Raw genomic sequence first — 11,597 nt, forward strand, 5'->3', positions numbered from 1 at the left:
TCGCTGCTAGCCGCGTGGTCGATATGACCGAACTTTCTCGAATCCGTAATTTTTCCATCATCGCACACATCGATCATGGGAAGTCGACGCTTGCCGACCGGCTCATTCAGGAGACGGGGGGGCTGACGGCGCGGGAGATGCGCGAGCAGGTGCTCGACAATATGGAGATCGAGCAGGAACGCGGGATCACCATCAAGAGCCAGACGGTGCGGCTCAATTTCGTTGCGGCGGATGGGGAGACGTACGAGCTCAACCTGATGGACACGCCCGGGCACGTCGATTTCGCCTACGAAGTCTCGCGCTCGCTTGCGGCCTGCGAGGGCGCGCTTCTCGTCGTCGATGCGGCGCAGGGGGTGGAGGCGCAGACGCTCGCGAACGTCTACCAGTCGATCGAGCACGACCATGAGATCGTGCCGGTCATCAACAAGATCGACCTGCCCGCCGCCGACCCCGACAAGGTGAAGCTGGAGATCGAGGACGTGATCGGCCTCGACAGCGCGACGGCGGTCGAAGCGAGCGCGAAGACGGGGCAGGGCATCGCGGACATCCTGCAGGCGGTGGTCGACATCATCCCCCCGCCCACGGGGGACCGCGACGCACCGCTGAAGGCCATGCTGGTCGACAGCTGGTACGACCCGTACCTGGGCGTCGTCATCCTCGTGCGGGTGATGGAAGGCGTCCTGAAGAAGGGCCTCAAGGTCAAGTTCATGCAGGCGGGAACCGAGCATCTGATCGACCGCGTCGGCTGCTTCACCCCTAAGCGTGTCGAGCTGGACGAACTGCAGGCGGGCGAGATCGGCTTCATCACCGCGCAGATCAAAGAGGTGGCGCAGACCGCGGTCGGCGACACGATCACCACGGTGAAAGATCCCACGGACACGCCTTTGCCGGGGTTCAAGGAAGTGCAGCCGGTGGTGTTCTGCGGGCTGTTCCCCGTCGACGCGGCGGACTTCGAGAAATTGCGCGACAGCCTCTACAAGCTCAGGCTCAACGACGCCTCGTTCAGCTTCGAGATGGAAACCTCGGCGGCGCTGGGCTTCGGCTTCCGCTGCGGGTTCCTCGGCCTCTTGCACCTCGAGATCATCCAGGAGCGGCTGACGCGCGAATATGACCTCGACCTCATCACCACCGCGCCGAGCGTCGTCTATACGATGCGGCTCAGCCACACGAAGAACGAGGACGCCAAGACGATCGAGCTGCACAACCCGGCCGATTATCCCGACGTCAACCGGATCGAGGTGATCGAGGAGCCGTGGATCAAGGCGACGATCTACACGCCCGACGAATATCTCGGCGGCATCCTCAAGCTGTGCCAGGATCGGCGCGGCATCCAGAAGGACCTCACCTATGTCGGCGGGCGCGCGCAGGTGGTGTACGAACTGCCGCTCAATGAAGTGGTGTTCGACTTCTACGACCGTCTGAAGTCGATCAGCCAGGGCTATGCCAGCTTCGACTATGAACAGATCGGCGTGCGCGAGGGCGACCTCGTGAAGATGAGCATCCTCGTCAACGAGGAGCCGGTCGATGCCTTGAGCATGATCGTCCACCGCTCGACCGCCGAACAGCGCGGGCGCGGGATGTGCGAGCGTCTAAAGGAGCTGATCCCGAGGCACCTGTTCAAGATCCCCATCCAGGCCGCGATCGGCGGCAAGGTGATCGCCCGCGAAACCCTGTCCGCAATGCGCAAGGACGTGACCGCGAAATGCTACGGCGGCGACGCCTCGCGCAAGCGCAAGCTGCTGGAGAAGCAGAAGAAGGGGAAGGCCAAGATGCGGGAGTACGGGAATGTGAGCATCCCGCAAGAGGCCTTTATTGCAGCGCTGAAGATGGGGGATGAGGGGTAGAGGTCGTCCTTATTTCGAGAACGCGTCTAGCGAAGCGGGGCGACGAAGGAGCCCAGGATGCGGGAGCGCCGACGGCGGTCTGTCTTCGCAAAAGCGGGGAGGATGCGAGCTTCCCGAAGGAGACGTTTATTGTAGCGCAGACGCTGGGGATGACGCGAAAATGCCGTTAGACCGATCACCGCATGTCAAAACGCATATGCCTCACCCATTCCAGCAATTCTATCTATAGGACAATCAGGATCGCAAGCATCCTTGAGGCCGTCCGCGAAGTCTCCAACAAAATGATAATGCTCCGGCGTAAACTCATTCTCACCCAGCGGACGAAGGAAATAGGATGTGAATTGAAGTAGTTGTCTTCTTGTGCATCCAAGAGTGAAAACTCCGACGTTCTCTCGCATCTTGAGCGGATGGCCGTCAGGGAGGCCTTCGATGTATTTGGGGTCATTGAGTTGACCTTCTCTGTCAGCCTGTACCCAGCCGAGATCATACTGCCCCTGACAGCGAATGCAGGCCATTCCCGGACCAGACACGAAGGTTTTCCAATCCGCACAGCTGAGTCTGCCCCATTGGTTCTTACGGATATAAAGTCCGCCCTCAACGACTGCGCTCCTGTTGTGGGGAGCGGAGTCATGTAACCATTTGGGTTCGTGTAGGACAGGGGAAAGAAGAAGGGCTCCGGGGCGGCCCGGAGCCCGTCGGACGGGTTCGCCTCTACGGGCGACCCGCCGTCCGTGAAGGTCACGCGTCTCTCGTGTAGTGACGCTCGCTTCGCTCCGCTTTCACTACACTCGGCGCTCTCGGCTACGGCCTGGTCTGGCCGTCGCCTCGGACGAGATATTTGAAGCTCGTCAGCTGCTCGAGCCCCACGGGGCCGCGCGCATGCATTTTCCCGGTAGCAATTCCGATCTCCGCGCCCATGCCGAATTCGCCGCCATCGGCGAACTGGGTCGACGCATTGCGCATCAGGATGGCGCTGTCGATCTCGGTCATGAAGCGGTTCGCGGCGGCGTCGTCTTCGGTCATGATCGCGTCGGTGTGGTGCGAGCTGTGCTCGTCGACCCAGGCGATGCCTTCGTCGAGGCCGTCGACGATCTTTACCGAAGCGATGTTGTCGAGGAATTCGGTGCCGAAGTCTTCCTCGGTCGCGGGGACGAGGCGGTCGTCGATAGTCACGGCTTCCGCGTCGCCTCGCAGTTCGCACTTTCCGTCGAACTTGTCGGCGAGGGCGGGGACGACCTTGTCGGCGATCGCGCGGTCGATGACGATGCTCTCGGTCGCGCCGCAGACGCCGGTGCGGCGCAGCTTGGCATTGGCGATGACGTCGACGGCCTTGGCGATGTCGGCGGCTTCGTGGACGTAGCTGTGGCAGTTCCCGTCGAGGTGCAGGAGCGTGGGGACGCTCGCCTGGTCGCGGACCAGCTCGACGAGGCCGCGCCCGCCGCGGGGGATGACGAGGTCGACGAACTGGTCGGCCTTCAGGAGCGCGGCGACGGCGGCACGGTCGGTCGTGCCGATGGCCTGGACGGCGTCTTCTGGGAGGCCGGCGGATTTCAGCCCGTCGCGCATGCACTGGACGATGATGCGGGTCGAATGCTTGCTCTCGCTCCCGCCGCGCAGGATGACGGCATTGCCCGACTTGAGGCAGAGCGCGGAGGCGTCGGCGCCGACGTTGGGGCGGCTTTCGTAGATCATGCCGATGACGCCGATGGGGACGGCGACGCGCTCGATCTCGAGGCCGTTGGGGCGCGAGAAGGTGGCGAGGCTGCGGCCGACGGGGTCGGGGAGTTCGGCGATCTGCTCCAATGCGGAGGCCATGCCCTCAATGCGCTCGTCGTCGAGCGCGAGGCGGTCGATGAAGCTGTCGGGCTTCTTGCCGCGGACGCTTTCGACGTCCTTCTCGTTGGCGGCTTTCAATTCGTCCTTGCGGGTGCGGAGCGCCTTGGCGGCGGCGCGCAGGGCCTCGTTCTTCTGATCGGTCGTAGCGGTCAGCAGGCCCTTCGTGGCGGCTTTCGCCTTGCGGCCGAGTTCGTGGACATGGATTTGCGGGTCTAGGGTCTGGTCGTTCATGGGTTCCTCTGTTGTCTTGCGGGGGATAACGCGTGGGAGCGTCGCTTCGTTCAGCGAAGCTCGACCGCGCGCTGGTAGGCGGCGTTCAGGCATTTTTCGAACTGGCGGGTGATCGCGCCGTCGCCGTTCAGCGCCTGCAGTCCGGCGGCAGTGGTGCCGCCCTTGGACGTGACGTTGTTGCGATGGGTCTCGAGATCGGTGTCGGACTGGTCCAATGCCATTGCGACGGTGCCCTCGATCGTGCCCAGCGCAAGCGCGCGGGCCTGGTCGGTGTCGAACCCGAGTTTCTTGGCGGCCTCGACATAGGTGCGGGCGATCTCGAAGATGTAGCCGGGTCCCGAGCCCGCGACGGCGGTGACGCGGTCGAGCGCATCTTCGCTGTCGACGGGAATGACGGTGCCGGTACGCTCCATCATGGCAAGCGCATGGCTGCGCTGCTCGTCAGTGACGCCCTCGCCGGCGACGAGGCCCGAGACGCCCTTGCCGACGGCGGCGGGCAGGTTGGGCATGACGCGGATGACGGGCGCGCCGTCCAGCAGGCCGGAGAGGCGCGCGATCGAAGCACCGGCAGCGATCGACAGTGCATAGCCATCGCCCGAAAGGTGCTCGGTATAGCCGGGCAGGATGTCGCCCAGCATCTGCGGCTTGATGGCGATGATGAGCGTATCGAACTTCTGCTCGCCGAGCGCGTCGCGATCCTTCTCGAGCCGGACGCCCTCGGGTGCTTTTTCGAGGAAAGGATCGACGATCGTAAAGTCTTCATCGCCTTTCTTCCAATATTCGAGGAGTGCGCCGCCCATTTTTCCGCAGCCGATCATCAAAACATTCTTAGTAATATTTCACCTGTTCTTGTCTGTTCTGTCATTTTCTACGCATATCCTAGCATATTAGGTAGCGAAACGAAACCCGCCCTTGAAGAGTTCACATGCTCGAGGCCGCGCCGTTGCGCCTGCCGCCGCGTCAACCTAAGTGCTGCAACAACGCAATTTACGAACGGGAGGCCAAGACGTGCCCAAACAAGACACGGTCGTCGTCAAGATCGGCTCCAGCCTCATCGCCAATACGGACCTGCTGACGCCGCGCTTCGGCTTTCTTCATCGACTGATGGAAGATGTGCACCGGCTGCGCGAAGCGGGGACGAACGTGATCCTCTGCTCATCGGGCGCGGTCGCGCTGGGGCTCAAGATGGTCGGCGAAACACCGACCAGCGCAGGCGTGAGCGACAAGCAGGCGGCCGCTGCGTGCGGGATGCCGATCCTGCTCAACGTCTACCGCCAGATCGGGCATGAATATGACATCGATATCGCGCAGGTACTGCTGACACTCGGCGACTTCGAAGACCACCGACGCTTCCTCAACACGCGCAACACCGTCTTCCGCTTGATGGAGGCGGGGGTGATGCCCGTGGTCAACGAGAACGACAGCATCACGACCGAGGAAATCCGTGTCGGCGACAACGACCGGTTGGCGGCCAAGGTCGCGCAGATGGTCGACGCCCGCGTGTTCGTCATCCTGACCGAGGTGGACGGTCTCTACGATCGCCACCCCGACGAAGAGGGCGCAGTCTTCCTCGAAGAAGTGAAGGACGTGGCGCCTTACATGGAAGCGACCAAGGGCAAGTCGACGCTCGGCACGGGCGGGATGACCACCAAGCTGATGGCGGCCAACATGGCGCAGGAAGCCGGTTGCACGACCTTCATCGCGCACGGCGAGGCGGACCGGCCGCTAACCAGCGTGCTCGACGGTGAGCGGCGCTCGACGCGCTTTCCCGCGCACGAGAACCCGATCTCCGGCTGGGAGAGCTGGATCGCCAACCGGTTGCAGATGGCTGGCAGCATCGTCGTGTCGGCGGCGACGGCCGAGGGCATCGAGAGCGGCAAGGCCGGGATCGGTCGCGAGGATGTCGTCAGCTTCGACGGCGATTTCACGCGCGGCGACGTGCTCCACGTCTACGATCCCAAGGGCGTCGAGCGGGCGCGCGGGCTGTCCGATTTCACCAGCGAGGAAGTGCGGGTGATGGTCAACAACCCCGACGGTGATCCTGAACAGCTGCTCGGCTACAAGGCGAAAGGCGAGATCGTTCGCGCCAAGAACCTCGTGCCGCTCGAACATCGGCATCTTCGCTGGGACGCGCCCGAGGAACTGCCTGCCAATCGCGGCAAGCACGTCCCGCGCTAGATCAGCCTATTCGTCAGCGAGCGCAGCGTCGATATCCGCTGCCGAATGGCGTTCCTTCAGACCGGGCCCGTCACCGAATGTCTTGTTGACGATGCGACCGCGCTTGACGCCGTCGCGATCCCCGACCCGGTCGATCCACCGCTGGACATGCGCATAATCGTCGAGCTGGAGGAAGGTCCGCGCCTCGCCATAGGCCTGACCACGGGCGACCGCGCCATACCAGGGCCAGATGGCCATGTCGGCGATCGTATAGTCCTCGCCCGCGATATAGGCCGTGTCGGCAAGGCGGCGGTCGAGCACGTCATATTGACGCTTCACCTCCATCGCATAGCGGTCGATCGCATATTCGATCTTCTCGGGCGCATAGTGGTAGAAATGACCGAAGCCGCCCCCGAGGAAGGGCCCCGCGCCCATCTGCCAGAACAGCCAGTTGAGCGTTTCCGAGCGGCCCGCGAGGGTGTCGGGCAGGAAGGCGCCGAACTTCTCGGCCAGATAGAGCAGGATTCTGCCGCTCTCGAACAGACGGATCGGGGCTCCGCCGCCTGCGGGTGCGCGGTCGAGAAGCGCCGGGATCTTGCTGTTGGGATTGAGCGCCACGAAGCCCGAGCCGAACTGTTCGCCTTCGGAAATGTCGATCGTGTAGGCGTCATATTCGGCGTCATGGCCGGCGGCGAGCAACTCTTCGAGCATGATCGTCACCTTGACGCCGTTCGGTGTGGCAAGGCTGTGAAGCTGGAGCGGATGCGCGCCGACGGAAAGGTCCTGCTCGAACCGGGCGCCGGCCGTGGGGGCGTTGATGCTGGCGAACTTCCCGCCATTCTCGCTGTTCGGCTGCCAGATCTTCGGCGGCGTATATTCGGTCATGGGGAGCCTTTCGCTGACACGGTTCGAGACGAAGCGGGAGACATTCCCGCTGCCTCCCGAACGGTTCAGCTTGCGTTTTGCTGCAATGCCGCATAGGGGGGCAGCACATCATGGCGCAGCGTGACGTCCCGCACTTCGGGAACCGGCGCCTTTTGAAGCTTCAAGCTATCCTATTCACGCAGGGTCGCATCTATCGAACCCTGCTGCGCGGCGCGCCCCGATCGGGCTGTCGCGCCGCTCCATATTGAAAGAACAATCATGTCATTCTTCTCCAAGCTTGGCCTTGCCAAGCCCATTCTTCGTGCGCTCGAAAAACAGGGCTACGACACCCCCACCCCCATCCAGCGCGAGGCCATTCCGCCGCTGCTGGAAGGCCGCGACCTCATGGGCATCGCCCAGACGGGAACGGGCAAGACCGCAGCCTTCTCGCTGCCTTCGATCCACAACCTGACCAAGGACGGCTTCACGCCGCGCCAGCCGGCAAGCTGCCGGATGCTGGTCCTCTCGCCGACCCGTGAGCTGGCCGCGCAGATCGCGACCAGCATGAAGGGGTATGCCGAGGGATCGGGCCTCAGGGTCAACGTCGTGTTCGGCGGCAAGCCGATCACCGCGCAGGCGCGCGGGATGGTCGGCGGGTGCGACGTGCTGGTGGCGACACCGGGGCGCTTGCTCGACCTTATCGACCGGCGTGCGCTGACGCTCCGCAACGTCGAGATCTTCGTGCTCGACGAGGCCGACCAGATGATGGATCTGGGCTTCATCAAGCCCTTGCAGCAGATCGCGCGAATGCTGCCGCAGCAGCGCCAGTCGCTGTTTTTCTCGGCGACCATGCCCAAGGCGATCGCCGACCTCGGCAAGCAGTTCATCACCAATCCCGTGAAGGTCGAAGTGACCCCGCAGGCCTCGACCGCCGAGCGGATCGACCAGCAGGTGACCTTCATCGACCAGCGCGAGAAGCAGGCGCTCCTGACGCTCAAGCTCGAGACGCTGCTGGGCAACGGCGAGATGGACCGCGCGCTCGTCTTCACGCGTACCAAGCATGGTGCCGACCGCGTCGTGCGATTCCTCGTCGGCGCGGGCATCGAGGCGGCCGCCATCCACGGCAACAAGAGCCAGGGACAGCGGACCGCGGCCCTCAACGCCTTTCGCGAGGGCAAGGTGCGGATCCTCGTCGCGACCGACATCGCCGCGCGCGGGATCGACGTCCCGGGGGTCAGCCATGTCTTCAACTTCGAGTTGCCCAATGTGCCCGAGCAATATGTTCACCGCATCGGCCGGACGGCGCGTGCAGGCCGCGAGGGGATCGCGATCAGCTTCTGTGCGCCTGACGAGAAGAGCTATCTGCGCGACATCGAACGGCTGACGGGCGTGAAGCTCGATCCCGCCAGGTTGCCCGAGAATTTCAACGAGCGCGCCGCTGCGCTGCCCAAGGCCGCGCCGCGTGGTGTCGGCAAGGGCGACTGGTCGCCGGCGGGTGAGGATCGCGGCGACGGCGTCAACAGCCGTCCGCCGCAGCATCGCCGCCCCAAGAAGACCGGCCCGCACGGCATCAAGCGTCGTGGCGGCCCGCGTCAGGACGAACAGCGTGGAACAGGCGATGAGCAGGGCGAACGCCGTAACGAGCGCGGCCCGCGTGGACCTCGGGGTCCGGGCGGACGCGGTGGTCCGGGTGGACCGCGCCGCGGGAACAAGCCCGCGCATGGCGGTCGTGGCGGTAGCGAAGGCTCGGGCGGCAAGAAGCGCGCGCCCGGTCGTGGGCCGCGTCAGCGCGGCCCGCGCACCGAACGCGGCTGACCGGAGGGCGCGTCGGACGCGATCGATCGCGGGGCGCGCCACTTTACTTTGGATTTACGCCATCTTGGCGTAGGGTATGGTCATGGACCGGGCGGGGGATGAGTCGCCGTCGCGCGAGAGCACGACGGCTGTTGAAGGCGGAGACGCCTCGGCGCCCCGTGCCCGCGCGCGCCCGGCCTCCGCCTCGAGCGAAGATACTTCAAGCGACGATACTGGCGAGAAGATGGGCGACATCGTTCGGCAATTGCCCGACGGGTTCGATGTCTCGACGCTCGTCTCGATCGCCGACGCGCTGCCGGTCATGCTCGCCTATTGCGACGCGGATCTGCGCTATCGCTTCGTCAACCGGCCGCTCGCCGAATGGATGGGCGTGTCGCGCGAAGAACTGATCGGCAAGTCGGTCGAAGACGTGATGGGCGCGGAGGATTTCGCACCGCGCCGCCACCTTTTCGAGCGCGCGATGGCGGGCGAGGCGCAATGGTTCGCGGCGGATTACAATCACGCCGAGCGCGGCCACCTGACGACGCAGGCCGACTATATTCCCAATCGCGGTGCCGACGGCACGGTCATGGGGCTGACGATCATCGTCCAGGACGTGACCGAGCAGCGGGTCGCCGGACAGGCGCTCTCGGAAAGCGAAGCCCGCTTCCGGCGCATCGCCGACAGCGCGCCGGTGCCCATCTGGGTGTCGCGGCTCGACGGCAAGCGCGAGTTCGTCAACCAGGCCTATGCGGCCTTCTTTGCCGCCGACAAGGAAGAGGCGGCGACCATCGGCTGGGAAGACCGGGTGCATCCCGAGGATGCCCAAGGCATGCACGATGCGCTGGTCGAAGGGCTCAAGAGCCGTGCCCCGTTCGAATTCGAAGCGCGCGCCAAGCGCCACGATAGCACGTATCGCTGGATGCAGGCGAACGTCCAGCCGCGCCGCAACGCCGACGGAGAGATCGTCGGCTATATCGGCACCGCCAATGACGTGACGCTGGCGAAGGAGGCCGAACAGGCCTTGCGCGCCACCGTGCAGGACCAGAAAGGCGAACTGCTGGCGAGCGAGGCGCGCTTCCGCGCCGTCTTCGACAGCCTCGACATGGTCAGCATCATGGATCTGGAGGGACGCTATCTGGAGATGAATGTCTCCGCGCAGGGCGTCATCGGACTGGAGGACGGTGCCTATCGAGGCCGTCGCTGCTGGGAGATGGAGCCCGTCTGCGCGAACCCGGAAAGTGTCGCGACACTGCGCGGCCTCGTCGAGGACGGCGCCAGGGGCGAGCATGGCAGCGCCGAGATCGACGTCGCGCTCAAGGGGCGCAAGGCCGTGCATATGATGTCGATCACCCCGGTCCCGGGGGCCGACGGCCTGCCCGCCTATCTCGTCGGCCAGGCGCGCGACGTCACCGCGCTCAAGTCGACGCAGGACCAGCTGCGCCAGGCCCAGAAGATGGAAGCGCTCGGGCAGCTGACGGGCGGAATCGCCCACGACTTCAACAATCTCCTGACCGTCGTGGTCGGCGGGCTCGATCTCATCTCCAAGCGGGTCGAGGACGAGAAACTGAAGCGCTATGCGGATAATGCCCTGTCGGCGGCGCAACGCGGGGCGCGGCTGACCGCGCAGCTGTTGACCTTCAGCCGCGTCCAGAAGCTCGAAGTGGGCGCCGTCGCGGTCGACGCCGTGATCTCGGAGATGAAGCCCCTGTTCGCCAATGCGATGGGCGGGCGGTTCCGGATCAAATGGGACATCAAGGATCGCGAAGAGACCATCCTCGCCGATACGACCCAGCTCGAGGTCGCGATGCTCAACCTCGCCATCAACGCGCGCGACGCGATGGGCGAGCGGGGAACGCTGACCGTCTCGACGCGGCGGGTGGAACTGTCAGGCGATGCCGAATTGTCGAGCGGCACCTATCTCGAACTGGCGATCTCCGACACGGGCGCGGGCATGCCGCCGCATGTGAAGGAACGCGTGTTCGAACCCTTTTTCACGACCAAGGAAGTGGGCAAGGGCACGGGGCTCGGGCTCTCGATGGTCTACGGCATGGTGCGCCAGTCGGGCGGTACGGCGCGGATCGACAGCGTCGAGGGCGAAGGCACGACGGTACGCCTGTTCTTCCAGCTGGCAGGTGCCGACCGGGACGTGGAGGATGCGGGCGCATCGACGCGCTCCTGCGTGCAGTCGATCGCCGGACGGCATATCCTCGTGATCGACGACGACGAGGATGTGCGCGGATTCGTCGAACAGACGCTCGAGGACATGGGAGCGTATGTGCGCGGCGCGGCCGACGGGACCGCCGGGCTGGCCGCCTATGCGGAGAAGCGTCCCGACGTCATCGTGCTCGATTATGCGATGCCGGGCCTGTCGGGCGCCGAGGTCGCGTCCGCGATCCTCGCCGAGCGACCGGGGCAGCCGATCCTGTTCATCTCGGGCTATTCCGAGACCGCCGCGATCCGCGCACTGGCGCCGCAAGCGCCCCTGCTGGCCAAACCCTTCTCGCCGAGCGATCTCGAAGCGGCGCTCTGCGCGCTAGTGGCGGACTAGCCTTCCGCACTCCTTCCAAACACCGCGCCTTTGGCAGTCTTTTGGATAAGCGAACCGACAGGTTCGTGCGTGCTTGCAGCGGGGCGAACCTTACGCCGCGGCGTCTCCGGCGCCGAGCAGTGCGAGCAGGTCCTCGAAGCTCTCCTTCACATTGACCTGCGTACCCGCGCCGAAGTTGAGGACGCAGCCGTGCTGGGCCTTGGTGAAGAACAGGAGGGTCGCGAGCTGGACGGCGACCTTGGAGCCGTCGCTGCGGTTGAGGACGACGAAGGCGTTATCGCCCGAACCCGTATCAGCCTGCATCACAAATTCCTTCTAGA

At 64.7% G+C, this 11,597-nt stretch carries 9 protein-coding genes; 4 read left to right on the forward strand and 5 right to left on the reverse strand.

Annotated elements, in window-relative coordinates; genetic code table 11:
* Positions 1-23: 23 nt before the first annotated feature.
* Positions 24-1,844 (forward strand): translation elongation factor 4, encoded by a 1,821-nt coding sequence (lepA, locus tag WJS89_RS08875; protein ID WP_346340579.1) that lies wholly within the window; start codon positions 24-26, stop codon positions 1,842-1,844.
* Between the two features lie 185 nt (positions 1,845-2,029).
* Here the strand turns inward: lepA and WJS89_RS08880 are convergent, their stop codons facing one another.
* The 3 genes from WJS89_RS08880 to WJS89_RS08890 all read right to left on the reverse strand — a co-directional run bounded on the left by WJS89_RS08880 (position 2,030) and on the right by WJS89_RS08890 (position 4,711).
* Positions 2,030-2,359 (reverse strand): hypothetical protein, encoded by a 330-nt coding sequence (locus tag WJS89_RS08880; RefSeq protein ID WP_346340580.1) that lies wholly within the window; start codon positions 2,357-2,359, stop codon positions 2,030-2,032.
* 286 nt (positions 2,360-2,645) lie between these two features.
* On the reverse strand, positions 2,646-3,911 hold the full coding sequence (locus tag WJS89_RS08885; RefSeq protein ID WP_346340581.1) for a glutamate-5-semialdehyde dehydrogenase: 1,266 nt from the start codon (positions 3,909-3,911) through the stop codon (positions 2,646-2,648).
* A gap of 50 nt (positions 3,912-3,961) precedes the next feature.
* Positions 3,962-4,711: a pyrroline-5-carboxylate reductase family protein gene (locus WJS89_RS08890; RefSeq protein ID WP_346340582.1), complete on the reverse strand. Its 750-nt coding sequence runs from the start codon at positions 4,709-4,711 to the stop codon at positions 3,962-3,964.
* Positions 4,712-4,919: 208 nt separating this feature from the next.
* On the opposite strand from WJS89_RS08890, the gene proB reads away from it, so the two are divergent.
* Positions 4,920-6,089: a glutamate 5-kinase gene (proB, locus tag WJS89_RS08895; RefSeq protein WP_346340583.1), complete on the forward strand. Its 1,170-nt coding sequence runs from the start codon at positions 4,920-4,922 to the stop codon at positions 6,087-6,089.
* Positions 6,090-6,095: 6 nt separating this feature from the next.
* Here the strand turns inward: proB and yghU are convergent, their stop codons facing one another.
* Complete coding sequence (yghU, locus tag WJS89_RS08900; RefSeq protein WP_346340584.1) at positions 6,096-6,953, reverse strand: glutathione-dependent disulfide-bond oxidoreductase; 858 nt, start codon at positions 6,951-6,953, stop codon at positions 6,096-6,098.
* A gap of 258 nt (positions 6,954-7,211) precedes the next feature.
* On the opposite strand from yghU, the gene WJS89_RS08905 reads away from it, so the two are divergent.
* Both WJS89_RS08905 and WJS89_RS08910 read left to right on the forward strand, forming a co-directional pair.
* The gene (locus WJS89_RS08905; protein ID WP_346340585.1) at positions 7,212-8,747 is read left to right on the forward strand and encodes a DEAD/DEAH box helicase; all 1,536 of its coding nucleotides are present in this window, start codon (positions 7,212-7,214) and stop codon (positions 8,745-8,747) included.
* A gap of 223 nt (positions 8,748-8,970) precedes the next feature.
* A complete protein-coding gene (locus tag WJS89_RS08910; RefSeq protein ID WP_346340586.1) occupies positions 8,971-11,277 on the forward strand; it encodes a PAS domain-containing protein in 2,307 nt (768 codons plus the stop codon).
* Positions 11,278-11,367: 90 nt separating this feature from the next.
* Here the strand turns inward: WJS89_RS08910 and WJS89_RS08915 are convergent, their stop codons facing one another.
* On the reverse strand, positions 11,368-11,580 hold the full coding sequence (locus tag WJS89_RS08915) for a hypothetical protein (protein WP_346340587.1): 213 nt from the start codon (positions 11,578-11,580) through the stop codon (positions 11,368-11,370).
* Positions 11,581-11,597: the final 17 nt, after the last annotated feature.

The sequence above is a fragment of the Sphingomicrobium aquimarinum genome, from assembly GCF_039655735.1.
GTDB lineage: Bacteria > Pseudomonadota > Alphaproteobacteria > Sphingomonadales > Sphingomonadaceae > Sphingomicrobium > Sphingomicrobium aquimarinum.